The following is a 17,976-nucleotide window of genomic DNA, read 5'->3' as shown; positions in this document are numbered from 1 at the left end:
AGCAAGGTGAGCGCAGCGATGGGTGGCGATTTTACCCAAAGCGTCATCCTGATTTCGGCATGCGCCGAATCCAGCTCAGTTTCGCCAGCTTGTACCAGTGCCGATCTGAGAATCGCCCGTTGCAGGGCGATTTTTCTTTGACCGTTTTTCAGGATTGCCTATGACATCCAGGCCCGTACCGTCCCTCAATTCAGCGCAGGAGGCTGCCGAGGCCGTGCAGTTCGAGCCGGAGTTCATCTCCGGCTTGCGCGAGATCTTTGAAACGCGCGTGGCCTTCAATCAGACCATAGGGCTCAAGATCGGCGAGATCACGCCCACGCTGGTGCAGGGGCGTATCGCCATGCGACCTGATCTGATCGGACATTCGGCCTATCAGCGCATTCATGGCGGCGTGATCAGCGCCGGCCTGGATTCCATGGGCGGGCTGGCAGTGATGGCGGCCATTGCGGCCAAGCATATGGACGATACGCCCGCGCAAAGACTGCATCGTTTTTCCCGACTGGGCACGATCGATCTGCGTGTGGACTATATGCGTCCCGGCATCGGCAGGGAATTTCTGCTCACTGCCAGAGTGCTGCGCCTGGGCTCGCGGGTGGCGAACACCCAGATGGAGTTTCTGTCGGAGGATGGCCAACTGCTCTCTACCGGCACAGCGGCCTATATCGTCTCTTGACGATCTCTGAAACGAGCGCGTAGAGCGCCAGCGAAATATGGACTGGCAGCAAAAAGTGTTCAAAGACAGGCAAGTGAACGCCTGCACGGATGCAGCCAAATCTTTCATTGTGTGAGATCAGGCAATGCATGCAAGTAACTGAAACTTGTGAAAGCTTTGCTTACCGTTATTGCGAGATGACGGTAAATGTTGCTACTTATGCTGCATAGGATGGCACTTTCTGACTAGGAGATTCCTGCCATGGCTGTGCAAAACCCGTTCTTCGGCAAACGCGATAACGATAACTTTCCTTCACGCAGTTCCGTCACCGGGCTTTCGACAGCGAATAGCGCTGCGACATCGGGCGCCAGCTCCCTGAGTAATGCGGGCCTTGGCACGGCACCATCCAGCCCCATGCGTGCGGCTGCGACTGCAGCTCCCACCGCGCCTGTTGCTGAGGAAAACGGAGGCAGCAAGCTGACCGTCGGTCCGAACATCAAGCTCAAGGGTGTGGAAATCACGGACTGCGACACCTTGGTCGTGGAAGGAACGGTCGAGGCGACCATGAACTCCCGCGTCATCAAGATTGCCGAGCAGGGGGCGTTTCACGGCACGGCCGAGATCGATATTGCAGAAATCCACGGCAAGTTCGACGGCACCCTCACGGTGCGTGAAAAGCTGGTGATCTATGGCTCCGGCAAGGTCAGCGGAACGATCCGCTATGGCAAGGTGGTGATCGAAGAGGGTGGCGAGCTGACGGGACAGATCGAAGCGGGAACCCGTTCCGGCACCAGCAGTGCCAGCAATGCCTCCGCTTCGGCCTGGAGCAAGAGCAGTGCCGGCAGCACCAGCAGTCAGGTGGGGACTGTGGCCAGCAGCACCGAAACGACGGGTAGCGCTGCAGTCGTCTGAATCTCTGCGCACAGCCTATGAAAAAAGCGACCTTCAGGGGTCGCTTTTTTCATGCTCGATGACGTGTATCAGCTCTTGGCGGCTGCCTGAGCCTGGATTTTTTCACGCCAGGCACGTGTTTGCTCGGTATCCGGCAGAGACTGGGGCTTGCCGGTAGCATCAATGGCCACATAGGTCAGGCGAGCCTCGGTCACCTTCACATATTTGCCTTGGTCGGAAAAGCGCTCGGCAAAGACTTCCACATCCACGGCGACCGAGGTGCGACCCACATGCTGCACGCCGGCATAAAAGGACAGAATGTCGCCCACGCGCACGGGTTGCTTGAAGATGAATTCGTTGACGGCCACGGTCACCATGCGGGTGTGGCTGATGCGCTGCGGCAGCACCGAGCCGGCCAGGTCCACCTGCGCCATGACCCAGCCACCGAAGATGTCGCCATTGGCATTGACATCGGCAGGCATGGGCACGACTTTGAGAACCAGTTCCTTGTCGGCGGGCAGGGCAACGCTGGGAAGGTCGGGCGAACGGGGGGGCATGGAAATCTGTGACACGAATGGAAAGATTGAATTGTCCCTCAACATCGGGTTTCTACCAGGTTGGCGAGAAAAAGCCACTAACGACGGTTCGGGCAAGTAAGTAGGGGGTAACTATGCAGCGGTGTTTGTGGTGGATCTTCGGATGCCTGAGTGTCGTGCTTGCGGCCTGCAGCAGCCATCCGGTAAAAGCCCCAATATTGGACAGAGACGCTGTGACATCTGCAACGCCGCTCAAGCCGCTTGTGCAGGCCGTGCAGCCCTCTTGCCATCCGGAACCCTTGACCGGCGCGGCAGCGCTGGCCGGTCCTTTCACTGCAATGACTCCCAGGCAGGCCCTGCAGGCCGGTGCGCTGAATGCGCGTGTCTGCTGGGCTGGCGGGCTGCGCACCATAGAGTCGGCCAGCGAGCAGCGCGATTGCATGGTTCTGCTGCATGCCGAGTTCAGCGAGCAGGGCTTTCTGACCTGGCCGCGCGATGCAAGCTTCTTCAAGGCCTGCGGTGCTGGCCCCTATGACAGACAGTTGCTGCAGCCCTTCACCCTGGTCTGGGTGAGCGCAAAAGTGACGGGACAGGCAGAATTCGCGGGTACCCAGATTCCCGTCATAGAAATAGACGCCCTCTACCGCGGCTCCGACTGCCTGCAGGGCGACACAGCCCCACAATGCGTTCACAGTTACCTGCAACCCCAGAAGAAGCCGCGGTAGCGGCAAACCAGTCAGACGGCGCCACGCTGCGTCGCCTCTTTCCCTATATCTGGCGCTACAAATGGCATGCGCTGGCAGCGCTGGTGTTCATGATCTGCGCCAAGCTGGCCAATGTGGGCGTGCCCATCCTGCTCAAGCATCTGGTCGATGCGCTGGATATCAAGCCCGGGCAGGCGCAGGCCGTGCTGGTGGTCCCCGTGGGTCTGCTGGCGGCCTATGGATTGCTGCGCTTTTCCTCGACCATGTTCACCGAACTGCGGGATCTGGTCTTTTCCAAGGCCACGCAGGGCGCATCGCGCTCGATCGCGCTGTCGACCTTCGAGCATCTGCATGCCCTGAGCCTGCGCTTTCATCTGGAGCGCCAGACCGGTGGCATGACGCGGGACATCGAGCGCGGCGTGCGCAGCACCGAGTCGCTGATCTCGTATTCGCTCTACTCCATCCTGCCCACGCTGATTGAGATGGCGCTGGTGCTGGGCATTCTGGCCGTGCGTTTCGACATCTGGTTTGCCGTCATCACGCTGGCAGCGCTGGTGTTCTATATCGGCTTCACGGTTACCGTGACAGAGTGGCGCACCCGCTTCAGAAAAGAGGCCAATGCCCAGGAGTCGGCGGCCCATACCAAGGCCATTGATTCGTTGCTGAACTACGAGACCGTCAAGTACTTCAACAACGAGCAGTTCGAGTCCGCGCGCTATGACGAGAACCTTGAAAACCTGCGCCGCGTGCGGCTCAAGAGCCAGACCACGCTGTCCATGCTCAACTGCGGCCAGCAGCTCATCATCGGAGCAGCGCTGGTGGCCATCCTGTGGCGGGCCACGCAGGGCGTGGTCGACGGCAGGCTGACGCTGGGCGATCTGGTCATGATCAATGCCTTCATGATCCAGCTCTATATCCCGCTGAATTTTCTGGGCGTGATCTATCGCGAGATCAAGCAAAGTCTGACCGACCTGAACCGCATGTTCACGCTCATGGACAAAGAGCGCGAAGTGGCCGATGCGCCTGGCGCACAGCCCTTGCAGATCACCAATCCTCCGCCCGAGGTGCGTTTTGAAAACGTGCAGTTCGCCTACGATAGCGCGCGGCCCATATTGCATGATGTGAGCTTCACCATTCCTGCAGGCAAGACCGTGGCCGTGGTCGGCCCCTCGGGTTCGGGCAAGAGCACGCTGGCGCGTCTGCTGTTTCGCTTCTATGACGTGCAGGGCGGCCATGTGCGCATTGCCGGACAGGACATCCGCACGGTGACCCAGAGCAGCGTGCGCCATTGCGTGGGCATTGTTCCGCAAGACACGGTGCTGTTCAACGACACGGTGGCCTACAACATCGCCTATGGCCAGCCGGGCGCCACGCAGGAGCAGGTGGTTGCAGCGGCCAAGGCTGCGCGCATTCATGACTTCATCGAGCGCACGCCCCAGGGCTATGCCACGCGTGTGGGCGAGCGCGGTCTCAAGCTCTCGGGCGGTGAAAAGCAGCGCGTGGCGATTGCGCGCACCCTGCTCAAGAACCCGCCGATCCTGATCTTCGACGAAGCGACTTCGGCATTGGACAGCGCCAACGAGCGCGCCATCCAAAACGAGCTGCGCAGCGCGGCGCAAGGCAAGACCTCGCTGGTCATTGCCCACCGCCTGTCCACCGTGGTCGAGGCGCATGAAATCCTGGTCATGGACAGCGGCCGCATCATCGAGCGCGGCACGCACGAAGAGCTGCTTGCCGCCGGAGGGCGCTACTCCAGCATGTGGAATATGCAGCTCAACCAGGCGGAGTCATCGGAGATTCCTGCCTGAGTGCGGTCACCTTTTGCCAGACGTTTGATAAGCCACCTTCGGGTGGCTTTCTTTTTTGACGGCTTTGCTTGTATGTATACATGTTGTTAGGTGTTTACCCTTGTAATTGCAATTAAATCGCTGTTTTTTGATTTTTATGTATACATTTCTTCCGTCTACCAAAAACTAAATACCCCGCGAGACATGCCACCCTCCATTGCCCCCGCTGCTGCAGCGGAAGAAAACCATTCCCAGGTCGTGAAGGCGCAGTTGCAGCTGCGCGAAATGATTCTTGCCGGCGAGATGGCGGCCGGCGAGCGCATCTCCGAGCTGGTGCTGGCGGAGCGTCTGGGCATCTCCCGTACTCCCATACGCGCAGCGCTGATGCGGCTTGAGCAGGAGGGCATGCTGGAAGCCACGGCTGGCGGGCGCGGCTACAAGGTGCGCGTGCTGTCCGAGGCCGATGTGTCGGACGCCATCGAGCTGCGCGGCACGCTGGAAGGCCTGGCGGCGCGCATGGCGGCCGAGCGCGGGGTGGATGAAGCCCTGCTGGCGCGAGCCACGCGCTGTCTGGATGCCATCGACCGTGTGCTGGATGCCCAGAACTGGGGCGACGAAGCGTTTTCCGCCTATGTGGCCCTGAACTCCGAATTTCACGACATCTTGCTGGAGATGTCGGGCAGCAGCTTCATGCAGCGCGAGCTGGAGCGGGTCAAGCGCCTGCCGTTTGCGTCCCCTTCGGGCTTTGTGGTGGCCGACTCCGAGTCGCCGCGCGCCCTGCGCAGCCTGATGCTTGCGCAGGAGCAGCACCGCGAAGTGATAGACGCGATCGAGCACCGCGAAGGCGCGCGTGCCGAGGCGCTGATGAAAGAGCACTCGCGCATTGCGCGGCGCAATTTGCGCGAAGCCATGCGCTCGCCCGAGACCACGCGCGTACCCGGTGCGCAACTGATTCGCGCCAGCCGCTGACGGCCGGTCCGAGGCCGTCGCTCGGCGCAGCAGACTGCCCCCGCACCAGACACTGACGATAAATACAAGGAGACACCCAAGATGAGCAAGCAAGCACAGCCCACCTATCCTCGCAACACCTGGTATGTCGCTGCCACGGCTGCCGAAGTCACGGACAAGCCGCTGGGGCGCCAGATCTGTGGTGAGCGCATGGTTTTCTACCGCGCCCTGGAAGGCAGGATGGCCGCCGTCGAGGATTTCTGCCCGCACCGCGGCGCGCCGCTGTCGCTGGGCCGCGTCTGCGAAGGCAAGCTGGTCTGTGGCTACCATGGGCTGGAGATGGGCTGCGACGGCAAGACGGTTGCCATGCCCGGTCAGCGCGTGCGCGGCTTTCCTGCGATCAAGAGCTATCCGGTGGAAGAGCGTTACGGCTTTGTCTGGGTCTGGCCAGGCGACAAGGAGGCGGCCGATGCGGCGCTGATCCCGGATCTGCGATGGCATGACAACCCCGAGTGGGCCTATGACGGAGGCCTGTTCCACATCAAGGCCGACTATCGCCTGATGATCGACAACCTCATGGACCTGACCCATGAGACCTATGTGCATGCCAGCAGCATCGGTCAGGCCGAGATCGACGAGACGCCCTGCAAGACCGAGGTCATAGGCGACAGCGAGGTGGTCACCAGCCGCTTCATGGAGAACATCGAGGCGCCTCCGTTCTGGAAGATGGCTCTGCGCAGCAATGGCCTGGCCGATGAAGTGCCTGTGGATCGCTGGCAGGTCTGCCGCTTCACCCCTCCCAGCCATGTGCTGATCGAAGTGGGTGTGGCACATGCCGGCAAGGGCGGCTATGACGCCGCGGACGAGCACAAGGTCTACAGCATGGTGGTGGACTTCATCACGCCCGAGACCGATGGCAGCATGTGGTACTTCTGGGGCATGGCGCGCAAGTTCAATCCCGGCGATGCATCGGTGACGGCGGCCATCAAGCAGGGCCAGCACAAGATCTTCAGCGAAGACCTGGAGATGCTGGAGCTGCAGCAGCGCAATCTCGAGGACTATCCGCAGCGTCAGCTGCTCAAGCTCAATATCGATGCCGGCGGCGTGCAGTCGCGCAAGATCATCGAGCGCTTGATCGACGAGGAAAAAAACGAGTCGGGCGTTGCGGCGCTGGCTTGAGCGGCGGCAGGCGGGGCAGATCATGTCTGTAGATGGAGTAATCTTGCAGCTCCCCGAATCGGAGTCAGCGCTGTCCATAGTCAGCGCTGCCCTTGCTACGCTGCTGCATGGAATCGCCCACCACACCCAACCCGCTTTCCCTGGATCTCTACGACCAGCCAGGTCATCTGATTCGACGAGCCCAGCAGATTGCTGCGCTGCTGTTTCGAGAAGTGCTGGGCCCCGATGTGACGCCGGTTCAGTACGCCATCCTGCGCATGCTGCAAGAGTCTCCGGGCATCGACCAGGTGACGCTGGCGCGTCTTGTCGCACTCGACAACTCGACCACGGCCGATATCGCTGCGCGTCTGGAAAGCAAGGGCTGGATTCATCGCGAGCTGCTGCCAAGGCGTCAGCGCCGTTTGAGCCTGACCACCGAGGGCGAAGCCATGCTGGCCGCGTTTGTGCCCAATGTCTACGAGCTGCAGCAGCGCATGCTTTCCGCGCTGGAGCCCGAGGAGCAGGCGGAGTTCAAGCGCCTGCTGCGCAAGTTCGTGCAGTTGCACGACAGCACTGAAACCGGCGAGCAAGCGGCGATCAACGGCTAGCAGCCCGTTCTGGCGCGGCGGCTTCACCACGATCACGCCGGCCAGCGCCGGCTGTGAACCGGCACGACTAGGGAATCCACTTGTGCTGGATCAAGGTTTCATTCAGTAAACTGAATGTGATTCAGTATGCTGAATGAATGATAAGAAACAAGGAGACAACGATGGAACAGGATTTGCGCGCGCATCTGGACCAGCGGCCCATGACGACCTTCCAATGGTCGGTCATCGCGGTATGCATGGCCCTGAACATGATTGATGGTTTTGACGTGCTGGTGATGGCCTTCACGGCTTCGGCGGTGTCCGGGCACTGGAAGCTCAGCGGCTCGGAGCTGGGCTTTTTGCTCAGTGCCGGCCTCTTCGGCATGGCCGCAGGTTCGCTGCTGCTGGCGCCCATGGCCGACAAGCTGGGGCGCCGCCCCCTGATCCTGCTGTGCCTGGCCGTGTCCGGGCTGGGCATGCTGGCGTCGGCCTGGAGCCAGACGCCCACGCAGCTGGCGGTGCTGCGCGTGATCACGGGCCTGGGCGTGGGCGGCATTCTGGCGTGCAGCAATGTGATTGCCAGCGAATATGCCTCGCTGCGCTGGCGCAGTCTGGCAGTCACGCTGCAATCGACCGGCTATGCGCTGGGCGCGACCATCGGCGGCAGTATCGCGGTCTGGCTGCTCGCGCACCATGGCTGGCGTTCCGTCTTCATGTTCGGCGGCTTTTCCACGCTCGCGGTGCTGGTTCTGGCCTGGTTTGCCTTGCCCGAGTCACTGGACTTTCTGCTGGTCAAGCGGCCCGCCAATGCGCTGCAGCGTCTCAATGCACTGATCCGCAAGATGGGCCTGCCCGCACTGGGCTCCCTGACTCAGGCCGTGGTGGCAGGCAGTGGTGAAAGCAAGCGCATGGGCCCTTTGCAGCTGCTGTCTCCCCAGTTGCTGCGCCCCACGGTGCTGGTCTGGCTGTCCTTCTTCTCGGTGATGTTCGGCTTCTATTTCGTGATGAGCTGGACGCCCAAGCTGCTGGCGGCCTCGGGCCTGACGCCCGAGCAGGGCGTGACCACGGGCGTGCTGCTGAGCCTGGGCGGCATTCTCGGTGCGACCTTGCTGGGCCTGCTGGCTGCGCGCTTTGCGATTCACCGTGCGCTGGCGGTCTTCATGCTGGTGACGGCAGTGCTGCTGTGCTTTCTGGTGGGAAGCTCCGGTGCGCTCTGGATGTCATACACGCTGGCCTTCCTGATCGGCGTGTTCGTGAATGCCTGCGTGGCCGGCCTCTATGCGATTGCGCCGGTGGTCTACGGCAGCGATGTGCGCGCCACCGGTGTGGGCTGGGGCATAGGCATCGGCCGCATCGGTGCGATTGTGTCGCCGCTGGTGGCCGGCGGCCTGCTGGATGCGGCCTGGTCGCCCGATCAGCTGTACCTGGGTTATGGCATGGCGTTTGTCCTGGCTGCCGTCATCGTGTCCATGCACCGCATTGCCGGCCCGCAGGCTGCAGACAGGCGCGCTGTGTCCGAGACAGTTGCAGCCGCTCATTGACCAGGGAGACTTCGATGAACCAGACTTCTCAACCCATGAACGCGGCCGTGCCGGCCTTTCCGCTGGATCAATGGTATGTGGCAGGCTTTGCCTGGGAGCTGAAGGAGCAGCCGGTGGCGCGCACCTTGCTGGGCCAGCCCGTGGTCTTGTTCCGCACGGCGGATGGCCGGGTCGCGGCGCTGGAGGATCGCTGCTGCCACCGCGAGCTGCCGCTGTCCTGCGGTACGGTGGAGGCTGCGGGTCTGCGCTGCGGCTACCATGGCCTGCTCTTCAGCCATGAGGGGCAGTGCCTGGAAATACCGGGCCAGGAACGGATTCCGGCCAAGGCCTGCGTGAAGTCCTTCGAGCTGCGCGAGCGCGACCAGATTCTTTGGATCTGGATGGGCGCGACACCGGAGTCCGTGCCGGGCACCGAGCCGCCGGCCTATGCCGTGCACAGCGACCCGCAATATCGTTTTGGCGGCGGCGTGTACCACTACGATGCTCCGTATCAGCTGATTCACGACAACCTGCTGGATCTGAGCCATCTGGGCTATGTGCATCTCAAGACCATCGGCGGCAACGCCAGGGTCCATATGAACGCGGATCTCAAGGTCAGCCAGGACGGGGACAGCGTGAAGGTCGTGCGCTGGATGCCGGACTCCGATCCCCCGCCCACCTATGCGCAGGCCTGGCCTTTTCAGGGCCGCATCGACCGCTGGCAGGAAGTGGAATTCCACCCCTCGCATGTGCGTATCTGGACCGGTGCCATGGATGCCGGCCAGGACAGGCTGGACAATCCGGCGCGCGAAGGATTCCATATGCGCGGCTTTCACGGCGTGACCCCGGAGACGGAGACCAGCGCGCATTACTTCTGGACGATTGCGACCAATCCGCATCCGCAGATGCAGGACACGACACAGTTGGTGATCGATCAGACGGCGGCCACTTTCGAAGAAGACAAGGTGGTCATCGAAGCCCAGTTCCGCAACCAGCAACGGTTTGGTTCACGCGCCGTGGTGGATATCCACGTGGATGTGGGGCCCAACCGTGCGCGGCGCGTGATTGAGAGGCTGCGCCAGGCCGGCGCGCAAGCCTCGCAGGCGGTGGCCTAGCGACGCACAAGCAAAAGAGAAGTACCCGAGATGAAGACTGAAACCACGTTCGAGGTGCGCATTGCGCACAAGCAGGAGCAGGCCGCCGGTATCTGCTGCCTGGAGTTGCGGGCTCTGGAAGGCGGCAGCCTGGCGCCGTTCAGCGCCGGCTCGCACATCGATGTGCACCTGCCCGGAGGGCTGGTGCGCCAGTACTCGCTGAGCAACGATCCCGCCGAGCTGGATCGCTATGTGATTGCCGTGCTGCGCGAGCCTGCCTCGCGCGGTGGCTCGGCCGCTGTGCACGAGCAACTGCAGGCCGGCCAGCAGCTCACCATCAGCCACCCGCGCAACCATTTCGAGTTGCATGCGCCGGCCCGCAAGCATTTGCTGCTGGCAGGCGGCATAGGCATCACGCCGATTCTGGCCATGGCGCGCAAGCTGGCGCGTGACGGTGCGGAGTTCGCCTTGCACTACTGTGGCCGCTCGCGCGAGCGCATGGCGTTTGCCCAGACCATCGAGGCTGCGCAATGGGCTGACAAGGCGCAGATCCATGTGGATGACGTGAATGGAAAGTCGTCGCTGGGTTTGAGCGAATTGCTGCAGCAAAGAGAGCAGGGTCAGCATCTGTATGTGTGCGGACCCAAGGGCTTCATGGACGCCGTGCTCGACACGGCGCGAGAGGCGGGTTGGCCTGCCGAGCAGCTGCACTACGAGTTCTTTGCCGCTGAAGTGGAGCACCGGGCCGACGACGAAAGCTTCGAGGTGGAGGTCGCCAGCAGCGGCCAGGTGGTGCGCGTCACGCCGGCGCAGACCGTGGTGCAGGCGCTGGAGTCCATAGGCGTCTGCGTTCAGACCTCGTGCGAACAGGGCGTCTGCGGCACCTGTCTGACGCGCGTCATCTCGGGCCAGCCTGATCACCGCGATATGTATCTGACCGAAGACGAGCAGGCGGCCAACGACCAGTTCCTGCCTTGCTGCTCGCGAGCCAAGTCCGGCCGTCTGGTGCTGGATCTGTGACCCGCGGATTGGGCAGGCTTTGACCATGCGCGGGCAGGGCTGGCGCAGCCTGCTCAAAATAGGCGTTTTCCATGAAAGCGCCGCGTTCCCGCCATGAAGCCTGCCCTGCTAGTTCTGAATCTCCAGGTCCCCGCCCATCTGCAGCAGATGGAGCAGACCTTTGCCGACTTTGATGTGATCTATGCGCCCGAGGCCGATCAGGCCGAGGCCGCAATCGCCGCCCACGGTGATCGCGTGCAATGCGTGTGCACGATTGGCGCGACGGGCCTGTCGGCCGCGCAGATGCAGCGCATGCCCGGGCTGTCGCTGGTCTGCGCCATGGGCGCGGGCTACGAGAACATCGACGTGGCCCATGCCAAGGCGCACGGGATTGCCGTCGGCAATGGCGTGGGCACCAACGACGACTGCGTGGCCGACCACGCCATGGGTCTGCTGATCGCCGCGGTGCGTGGCATCGTCAAGCTGGACAAGGCCACGCGTGCCGGCATCTGGCGCTCGGCCCTGCCGCTGCCCGCCAATGTCTCGGGCAAGCGTCTGGGCATTGTGGGACTGGGCCAGATCGGCGCCAAGATCGCCAGGCGCGCTGCCGCCTTCGACATGCCCGTCGGCTATCACAACCGCAAGCCCCGCGAGGGAGTCGAGCACCAGTACTTCGACGACCTGCTGGCGCTGGCCGCCTGGGCCGATGTGCTGCTGGTGGCCACGCCGGGAGGCGCGGCTACCCGCCATCTGATCGATGCCGAGGTGCTCGAGGCACTGGGCGAAAAAGGCGTGTTGGTGAATATCGCACGCGGCTCGGTGGTCGATACCGCAGCGCTGGCCGACGCCGTGCGCGCAGGCCGTCTGGCCGGTGCCGGGCTGGATGTCTACGAAAGCGAGCCGCTGCCGCCGCAGGAGCTGATCGACCTTGACGCCGTGGTGCTGACGCCCCATGTGGGTGGCTGGTCGCCCGAGGCGGTGCAGAACTCGGTGGATCGCTTCATCGCCAATATGCGGAACCACCTGGACGGCAAACCGCTGGTTTCGCCAATCTGATGGCAAGCAATGTGTGCTATTAAATTGAAAGCTTTCTGCGCTTGATTTTCAAGGATTTCAGATAAATTTTTTGTTGAAATCATTTGTTAATAAGCGCTATCAGCTTTGATATGCATAGCAATAAGAAATCCCCGCGCAGATCGCTCTGGCGGGGATTTTGACTTTCTGCGGCGTCATGAAGCTGGCGCGGACCAAACCAGTGACACCAAGCAAGGGCCGCCCCGCAGCGAGGGTGTCGTCCCTCTCCCGAAGAGAGAGGGGGAAGCCGCGGGGCAGCCTAGGCGTAGCGGCTCAGGGGGAGCTTATTTCTGGCTGGCGGCAATGGCTTTTTCGGCCTTGTCGACCAGCGGTGCGCCGATCTGGCTCTTCCACTTGTCGTAGACGGGGCGCGTGGCCTTCACAAAGGCTTCGCGCTCGGCGGCGTTCGGTGTGGTCACGGTCACGCCCAGGCCGGCCAGATCCTTGAGCAAGGGCTTGTCGGCCTCGACCAGGCCCTTGCGTGCAATGGCGATTTCTTCCTTGGCGGCATCCAGCGCAGCCTGCTTGACGATGGCCTGGTCAGCCGGTGTCCAGCTGGCCCACACGTCCTTGTTGACGACGAAGATCAGCGGGTCGTTCATATAGCCCCACATGGTCAGATGCTTCTGGCCCACGGACTGCAGCTTGGCCGCCATGTACACGCCGATGGGGTTCTCCTGGCCGTCCACGGCGCCGCTGGCCATGGCCGGCTGGGCATCGGCCCAGCTCATCTGCGTGGGGTTGGCGCCCAGGGCCGTGAAGGTGTCCAGGAACAGGGGCGAGCCCACGACGCGGATCTTCATGCCCTTGAGGTCGGCAGGCGTCTTGATGGCGTGCTTGGAGTTGGAGATTTCGCGGTAGCCGTTCTCACCCCAGGCCAGAGGCACCACACCGCCTTTTTCCAGGGTCTTGAAGATTTCCTGGCCCACTTCGCCCTGGGTCACGGCATCCACGGCCTTGAAGTTGGGGAAGAGAAAGGGCATGGAGAACAGGTTCAGCGACTTGACCTGGGGCGACCAGTTGATGGTCGAGCCCACGGCCATGTCGATCACGCCCTGGCGCAGCGCGGAGAACTCACGCGTCTGGTCGCCTTGCACCAGCGAGGTGCCGGGATAGAGCTTGATGTTGATACGGCCCTGGGTGCGCTCGCGCACCTTGTCGGCCCACAGCTCGCCGCCCTTGCCCCAGGGAAAGGCCGTGCCCAGCACCAGGGACATGCGGTATTCGCTCTTGTACTTGGCCTGGGCCATGGCCATGGGCGATGCAAAGGCCAGTGCGGCGGCGGTCGCCACGGCGGATGCGAGGAAGGTACGAAGTTTCATTTGGTTTGTCTCCCTTTTAGAAACGAAAAAACCGGAAAGCAGGAATGAGCAGTTACGGCCTCCAGGGCCGCAACTGCCGGAATCAATAGCCCATCTTTGCGGGCAGCCACAGTGCAAGCTGGGGGAAGGCAATCACCAGAATCATCACGGCGAACATGGACAGCAGCATCCAGCCTACCCAGCGCACGGTGGACTCCATGCGCACGCCCGCAATGCGGCAGCTGACCATCAGGTTCACGGCCAGCGGCGGCGTGAACTGGCCCAGTGCCACCTTGAGGGTGAGGATCACGCCAAACCAGACGGGGTCCCAGTGGTAGTGATTCATGATGGGCAGCAGCAGCGGCACAAAGATCAGGAAGATCGAGATGCCGTCCAGGAACATGCCCACGGTGATCAGCAGCAGGATCAGCAGGCCCAGCACGCCGTATTCGCCGAGACCGGAATTCACGATGGCATTGGCCACCGGATCGATCACGCCCAGGGTGGACAGCGAGAAGGCAAAAATGCCGGCCAGCGACACCACCAGCAGGATCACGGCCGACAGCTCGCCCGCTTCGCGCAGAATCGGAAAGAGATCGCGCACACCGATGGTGCGGTGAATCACCATGCCGACGAACAGCCCGTAGAACACGGCAACCACGGCGGCTTCTGTGGGGGTGAACCAGCCCATGCGCATGCCGCCCAGGATCAGCACCGGAGCTGCCAGACCCCAGGAAGCCTCGCGCAGGCTCTTCCAGAACGGCGGGCGCGGCATGGAGGCTTCGAGCGCGCCCATCTTGTGCTTGCGCGACATCCACACGGCGGGAATGATGAGTGCAATACCCGCCAGCACGCCGGGAATCATGCCGGCCGCGAACAGGGCCGGCACCGAAGCACCGGGCACCAGCACCGAGTAGATGATGAAAGCCACCGAAGGCGGAATCAGGATGTCCGTCGCTGCGGCCGCTCCGACCACGCTGGCAGAAAAGCTCTTGGGGTAGCCGGCGCGGCTCATGGCGGCAATCATCACGCCGCCCACGGCCGCTGCATTGGCCGGCCCGGAGCCGGAGATGCCGCCCAGGAACATGGCCACGGCAATCGCCACCAGCGGCAGCATGCCGGGGCCGCGGCCCACGATGGCCACTGCAAAGTTCACCAGTCGCAAGGCAACGCCCGAGCGATCAAAGATGGAGCCCACCAGCACGAACATGGGAATGGCCAGCAGCGGATATTTGCCCAGCCCGGCATAGAAATTCTGCGGCACGGCCAGCAGGCCGAACCACTGCGTATCTGCATTGGCCAGGGCAATCGCGGCAGCACCGGCCAGACCGAGGGCCGCGCCTATGGGCACGCCGATGAACATCAGGCCCAGAAAGGCCACAAACAGCAAGGTGGCGATCATGCGATCTCCTTGCTGTGGTCTTTTTCCACGGGCTCGTCAGGGAAGGCACCGGGCTTGCCCTGGCGGATGAACAGCCCGATGGCGCGCACGGTGATCAGTGCCGAGACCACGGGCAGCCAGATCGAATACCACCACTGGGGCAGGCCGATGCCGGGCGAGGTCTCCTCGAAACGGAAGTCGTCCCAGACCACGCGCACGCTGAGCACGGCAATGATGGCAAACAGCAGCGCCACCATCAGAGAGCCGAAGCGGGCCAGTGCCTTGCGGCGCTGGACGGAGCCGCTGTCCGAGAAAAACTCGATGCGGATATGCTGATTGCGGGCCACGGCGGCAGAGCCTGCGACCAGGGCCAGCAAAATCATCAGAAAGACGGAAATTTCCTCGGTCCAGGCGAAGGAGGAGTTGGTGAAGTAGCGCACCAGCACATTGGCAAACGTGATCAGGGCCAGAGCGGCCATGATGATCACGGTCAGCCAGTCTTCAATGCGCAGGGAACGGGGCTCGTCCGGGCGCGTGCCGACATCGGCTGCACCATCGGTCTCGGGAGGAGTGGAGGACATGAACGCGGAAAGTCAGAAAAACACACAGGAGTCAGGGCAGCTCGCCTGAATGGCGTGATCCGCGCGCACTCGATGAGAATGCCCTTATGTTCACGACTTACGCAAAACGGGTTCAGGCAAGACGATTGCCTCAGGAGGCAGGCCGTTGTTGCATTCTTGTTTGCGTAAGTCCTGATGTTGTTCCTTGACCTTCACGGCGTTGTGCGCCGGGATGGCTTGGAGCGAGTAGACACACCGGATAGATGTGAACAAATATTATCAAGGTATCTATGTCGCAGCACTTACGTCCGGCGGCAGGCATTACCCTAGGGTCTGTTGACCAAGGCATGGCTCATCGTCGAGTCCGTGTTTTGTCCCGTTTACTAGCCAACAAGGATTACCTCCGTTGCACAGCTTTGGTGCAGGGCAGCGGATAATGAGAGTCTATGGAAACCAAATGGCTTGAAGATTTTGTCAGCCTTGCTGAAACCCGCAGTTTCAGCCGCTCGGCCCAGCTGCGCCACGTTACGCAGCCTGCGTTCTCGCGCCGTATCCAGGCGCTGGAGGCCTGGGCGGGCACGGATCTGGTCGACAGAAGCTCGTATCCGACGCGCCTGACGCCAGCAGGCAAGACCATGTACGAGCAGGCGCTGGAGATACTGCAGTCCTTGCAGAGCACCCGCACCATGTTGCGTGCCCATGTCAGTGCGGGCAAGGGCATGGTGGGCTTTGCCGTGCCGCATACCTTGGCGTTCACGTTCTTCCCGAACTGGGTTTCGGCCGTGCACGAGAAGTTCGGCCCTTTCCGCAGCCGTCTGTTTGCACTCAATGTGCATGATGCGGTGATGCGTCTCGTGGAAGGTGGCTGCGATCTGCTGATTGCCTACTACCACTCTTCCCAGCCCTTCCAGCTGGACCCTTCGCGCTATGAGATGGTGAGCCTGGGGCATGAGGTGCTGGCTCCCTACTCGAAGCCGGACGAGAACGGCAACCCCATCTTTGTCCTGCCCGGCCGCCAGGGGCAGCCGCTGCCTTACCTGGGCTATGCCGCTGGTGCCTATCTGGGTCGCGTGACGGAGCTGATCCTCAAGGAGGCGGCCGAGGCCGTGCACCTTGAGCGCGTCTATGAAACCGATATGGCCGAAGGCCTCAAGGCGATGGCGCTGGAAGGTCATGGCGTGGCTTTTCTGCCCTACAGCGCAGTACGCGGCGATCTGGAGTCCGGTCGACTGGTGCGTGCCGTGCCGGAAGGCGTGACCGGTTTTCAGATGGACATGGAAGTACGGGCCTATCGGGAAAAACCCACGGGCGATGCCCCGCAGGGAGGAGCGGCCGCGCTCTGGAACTTCCTCAAGGAGCAGGGCGAGATTGCGGGTGGCGAGGTCAAGGCTGTGTAACCTGATCGAGTGTTGCTTTTCTTCCAAAAGGGCCAGTTGGCCCTTTTTTTGCTTGTGTGACCAGCTTGTCGTGATTTCAGGCATTTTCCTGGTGAAAACCCTAATGTTATGCATCGGGTTAATACTGAATATGCAAGTTGCGCATAAGGATTTTTGCCATCGGCATTGGCTTGTGAAATCACGAAAGCATTAGAGTTCGCAGCTTGCACAAAAAGAGGTGCTGCTTTGCAATACAAGATTGAGGCGGTGAGTAGGTGGTTGCCATCCTGAATTACCTACGGGAAAAGTCTTAGAAATGATTGCATTTCAGCCATCTTCATGACTGCACAATGTGTGCAGTACATTTGTTAACGCAACCTGTCTACCCTCACAAAGGGCGATGCGTTAAGGAGTGGCAAGCGTTTTTGGTCCTTACCAATAGGAGATCCGTATGAAGAAGCATTTGTTGGCCATCGCCGTAACCGCACTGGCAACTGGCACCGTGTTTGCCCAGGCCAATGACACCTTGGCCAAGATCAAGTCCACCGGCAGCGTCACTCTGGGCGTGCGTGAATCGTCCGGCCTGGGCTATACGCTGGGCAATGGCAAATATGTAGGCTTCCATACCGAAATGGGTGAGCGCATCCTCAAGGACATCCAGAAGCAACTGGGCCTGACCGCGCTGGAAGTGAAGTACCAGCCCGTGACCTCGCAAAACCGTATTCCCCTGGTGCAGAACGGCACCGTGGATCTCGAGTGCGGCTCGACAACCAACAACACGGCTCGCCAGAAGGATGCAGCCTTCGCCTTCACCACCTATGTGGAAGAAGTGCGTATTGCCACCCGTGCCAACTCCGGCATCACCGGCATCAAGGATCTGAACGGCAAGACCATCGTGACCACGACGGGTACGACCTCCGTGCAGACCCTGCGCAAGAACAAGCGCGCTGACGGCCTGACCTTCAAGGAAGTCATGGGCAAGGACCACGCCGACAGCTTCCTGATGCTGGAAACCGGCCGCGCCGATGCCTTCATCATGGACGGCTCCATCCTGGCTGCCAACATCTCCAAGTCCAAGGCTCCCAACGATTACAAGATCGTGGGTGAAGTGCTGTCGGTGGAACCCATCGCCTGCATGATGCGCAAGGACGATCCCGCCTTCAAGAAGGCTGTGGACGAATCCATCGTGCGTCAGATCAAGGATGGTTCTCTGACCAAGCTGTACGACAAGTGGTTCCTGCAGCCCATTCCTCCCAACAACGTGAAGGTGGGTCTGCCACTGTCGGCAGCGACCAAGGATGCGTGGGCTCACCCCAACGACAAGCCCATGGAAGCTTACGAAGTCAAGTAATCCCGCCTATAGGTGTACCGCCCCTTCTGCCAAGCGGTTAGAAGGGGCTTTTTTGTT

General features: G+C 61.6%; 17 protein-coding genes. 13 read left to right on the top strand and 4 right to left on the bottom strand.

Going from position 1 to position 17,976, the window contains the following annotated elements:
- Positions 1–160 precede the first annotated feature (160 nt).
- Both F0P97_RS24185 and F0P97_RS24180 read left to right on the top strand, forming a co-directional pair.
- Positions 161–673, top strand: coding sequence for a thioesterase family protein (locus F0P97_RS24185; protein WP_182284638.1), 513 nt, complete (start codon positions 161–163; stop codon positions 671–673).
- A 240-nt stretch (positions 674–913) separates the two neighbouring features.
- Positions 914–1,564: a bactofilin family protein gene (locus tag F0P97_RS24180; RefSeq protein ID WP_182284637.1), complete on the top strand. Its 651-nt coding sequence runs from the start codon at positions 914–916 to the stop codon at positions 1,562–1,564.
- Positions 1,565–1,632: 68 nt separating this feature from the next.
- On the opposite strand, the gene F0P97_RS24175 is transcribed toward F0P97_RS24180, so the two are convergent.
- On the bottom strand, positions 1,633–2,100 hold the full coding sequence (locus F0P97_RS24175) for an acyl-CoA thioesterase (protein WP_029158370.1): 468 nt from the start codon (positions 2,098–2,100) through the stop codon (positions 1,633–1,635).
- 212 nt (positions 2,101–2,312) lie between these two features.
- On the opposite strand from F0P97_RS24175, the gene F0P97_RS24170 reads away from it, so the two are divergent.
- The 9 genes from F0P97_RS24170 (at position 2,313) to F0P97_RS24130 (ending at position 11,932) form a co-directional block, all read left to right on the top strand.
- The gene (locus F0P97_RS24170) at positions 2,313–2,804 is read left to right on the top strand and encodes a hypothetical protein (protein WP_182284636.1); all 492 of its coding nucleotides are present in this window, start codon (positions 2,313–2,315) and stop codon (positions 2,802–2,804) included.
- On the top strand, positions 2,762–4,591 hold the full coding sequence (locus tag F0P97_RS24165; RefSeq protein WP_182284635.1) for an ABCB family ABC transporter ATP-binding protein/permease: 1,830 nt from the start codon (positions 2,762–2,764) through the stop codon (positions 4,589–4,591). The genes F0P97_RS24170 and F0P97_RS24165 overlap by 43 nt, the downstream gene beginning before the upstream one ends.
- Positions 4,592–4,774: 183 nt before the next feature.
- A complete protein-coding gene (locus tag F0P97_RS24160) occupies positions 4,775–5,539 on the top strand; it encodes a GntR family transcriptional regulator (RefSeq protein ID WP_182284634.1) in 765 nt (254 codons plus the stop codon).
- Positions 5,540–5,620: 81 nt separating this feature from the next.
- Positions 5,621–6,697 carry an aromatic ring-hydroxylating oxygenase subunit alpha gene (locus F0P97_RS24155; RefSeq protein WP_182284633.1) on the top strand — a complete coding sequence of 359 codons (1,077 nt, stop codon included), beginning with the start codon at positions 5,621–5,623 and terminating at the stop codon, positions 6,695–6,697.
- Positions 6,698–6,804: 107 nt separating this feature from the next.
- Complete coding sequence (locus F0P97_RS24150) at positions 6,805–7,284, top strand: MarR family winged helix-turn-helix transcriptional regulator (RefSeq protein WP_182284632.1); 480 nt, start codon at positions 6,805–6,807, stop codon at positions 7,282–7,284.
- 161 nt (positions 7,285–7,445) lie between these two features.
- The gene (locus F0P97_RS24145; protein ID WP_182284631.1) at positions 7,446–8,804 is read left to right on the top strand and encodes an MFS transporter; all 1,359 of its coding nucleotides are present in this window, start codon (positions 7,446–7,448) and stop codon (positions 8,802–8,804) included.
- A gap of 14 nt (positions 8,805–8,818) precedes the next feature.
- Positions 8,819–9,898, top strand: a complete 1,080-nt coding sequence (locus F0P97_RS24140; RefSeq protein ID WP_182284630.1) for a Rieske 2Fe-2S domain-containing protein — start codon at positions 8,819–8,821, stop codon at positions 9,896–9,898.
- Between the two features lie 30 nt (positions 9,899–9,928).
- On the top strand, positions 9,929–10,897 hold the full coding sequence (locus F0P97_RS24135; RefSeq protein ID WP_182284629.1) for a PDR/VanB family oxidoreductase: 969 nt from the start codon (positions 9,929–9,931) through the stop codon (positions 10,895–10,897).
- Positions 10,898–10,990: 93 nt separating this feature from the next.
- Positions 10,991–11,932: a 2-hydroxyacid dehydrogenase gene (locus F0P97_RS24130; RefSeq protein WP_182284628.1), complete on the top strand. Its 942-nt coding sequence runs from the start codon at positions 10,991–10,993 to the stop codon at positions 11,930–11,932.
- Positions 11,933–12,234: 302 nt separating this feature from the next.
- Here the strand turns inward: F0P97_RS24130 and F0P97_RS24125 are convergent, their stop codons facing one another.
- The 3 genes from F0P97_RS24125 to F0P97_RS24115 all read right to left on the bottom strand — a co-directional run bounded on the left by F0P97_RS24125 (position 12,235) and on the right by F0P97_RS24115 (position 15,213).
- Positions 12,235–13,272 carry a DctP family TRAP transporter solute-binding subunit gene (locus F0P97_RS24125; protein WP_043008642.1) on the bottom strand — a complete coding sequence of 346 codons (1,038 nt, stop codon included), beginning with the start codon at positions 13,270–13,272 and terminating at the stop codon, positions 12,235–12,237.
- 82 nt (positions 13,273–13,354) lie between these two features.
- Positions 13,355–14,653, bottom strand: coding sequence for a TRAP transporter large permease (locus F0P97_RS24120; RefSeq protein WP_182284627.1), 1,299 nt, complete (start codon positions 14,651–14,653; stop codon positions 13,355–13,357).
- Complete coding sequence (locus tag F0P97_RS24115; protein ID WP_182284626.1) at positions 14,650–15,213, bottom strand: TRAP transporter small permease; 564 nt, start codon at positions 15,211–15,213, stop codon at positions 14,650–14,652. The genes F0P97_RS24120 and F0P97_RS24115 overlap by 4 nt, the downstream gene beginning before the upstream one ends.
- A gap of 425 nt (positions 15,214–15,638) precedes the next feature.
- Between F0P97_RS24115 and F0P97_RS24110 the strand changes: the two genes are divergently transcribed.
- Both F0P97_RS24110 and F0P97_RS24105 read left to right on the top strand, forming a co-directional pair.
- Positions 15,639–16,589 (top strand): LysR family transcriptional regulator, encoded by a 951-nt coding sequence (locus F0P97_RS24110; RefSeq protein ID WP_003081255.1) that lies wholly within the window; start codon positions 15,639–15,641, stop codon positions 16,587–16,589.
- Between the two features lie 430 nt (positions 16,590–17,019).
- Complete coding sequence (locus F0P97_RS24105) at positions 17,020–17,919, top strand: transporter substrate-binding domain-containing protein (RefSeq protein ID WP_182284625.1); 900 nt, start codon at positions 17,020–17,022, stop codon at positions 17,917–17,919.
- Positions 17,920–17,976 lie beyond the last annotated feature (57 nt).

The organism is Comamonas testosteroni (assembly GCF_014076415.1).
Lineage (GTDB): Bacteria > Pseudomonadota > Gammaproteobacteria > Burkholderiales > Burkholderiaceae_C > Comamonas > Comamonas testosteroni_F.
Note: the sequence above shows the minus strand (reverse complement) of the source record. Positions and strands in the feature narration are given on the sequence as shown.

What these genes read in the sequence shown, in the direction of transcription:
- F0P97_RS24175 (WP_029158370.1), bottom strand. Translation starts at nt 2,100, where the DNA reads ATGCCCCCCCGTTCGCCCGACCTTCCCAGCGTTGCCCTGCCCGCCGAC.
- F0P97_RS24150 (WP_182284632.1), top strand. Translation starts at nt 6,805, where the DNA reads ATGGAATCGCCCACCACACCCAACCCGCTTTCCCTGGATCTCTACGAC.
- F0P97_RS24165 (WP_182284635.1), top strand. Translation starts at nt 2,762, where the DNA reads ATGCGTTCACAGTTACCTGCAACCCCAGAAGAAGCCGCGGTAGCGGCA.
- F0P97_RS24145 (WP_182284631.1), top strand. Translation starts at nt 7,446, where the DNA reads ATGGAACAGGATTTGCGCGCGCATCTGGACCAGCGGCCCATGACGACC.
- F0P97_RS24160 (WP_182284634.1), top strand. Translation starts at nt 4,775, where the DNA reads ATGCCACCCTCCATTGCCCCCGCTGCTGCAGCGGAAGAAAACCATTCC.
- F0P97_RS24135 (WP_182284629.1), top strand. Translation starts at nt 9,929, where the DNA reads ATGAAGACTGAAACCACGTTCGAGGTGCGCATTGCGCACAAGCAGGAG.
- F0P97_RS24125 (WP_043008642.1), bottom strand. Translation starts at nt 13,272, where the DNA reads ATGAAACTTCGTACCTTCCTCGCATCCGCCGTGGCGACCGCCGCCGCA.
- F0P97_RS24120 (WP_182284627.1), bottom strand. Translation starts at nt 14,653, where the DNA reads ATGATCGCCACCTTGCTGTTTGTGGCCTTTCTGGGCCTGATGTTCATC.
- F0P97_RS24140 (WP_182284630.1), top strand. Translation starts at nt 8,819, where the DNA reads ATGAACCAGACTTCTCAACCCATGAACGCGGCCGTGCCGGCCTTTCCG.
- F0P97_RS24105 (WP_182284625.1), top strand. Translation starts at nt 17,020, where the DNA reads ATGAAGAAGCATTTGTTGGCCATCGCCGTAACCGCACTGGCAACTGGC.
- F0P97_RS24155 (WP_182284633.1), top strand. Translation starts at nt 5,621, where the DNA reads ATGAGCAAGCAAGCACAGCCCACCTATCCTCGCAACACCTGGTATGTC.
- F0P97_RS24180 (WP_182284637.1), top strand. Translation starts at nt 914, where the DNA reads ATGGCTGTGCAAAACCCGTTCTTCGGCAAACGCGATAACGATAACTTT.
- F0P97_RS24115 (WP_182284626.1), bottom strand. Translation starts at nt 15,213, where the DNA reads ATGTCCTCCACTCCTCCCGAGACCGATGGTGCAGCCGATGTCGGCACG.
- F0P97_RS24185 (WP_182284638.1), top strand. Translation starts at nt 161, where the DNA reads ATGACATCCAGGCCCGTACCGTCCCTCAATTCAGCGCAGGAGGCTGCC.
- F0P97_RS24110 (WP_003081255.1), top strand. Translation starts at nt 15,639, where the DNA reads ATGGAAACCAAATGGCTTGAAGATTTTGTCAGCCTTGCTGAAACCCGC.
- F0P97_RS24130 (WP_182284628.1), top strand. Translation starts at nt 10,991, where the DNA reads ATGAAGCCTGCCCTGCTAGTTCTGAATCTCCAGGTCCCCGCCCATCTG.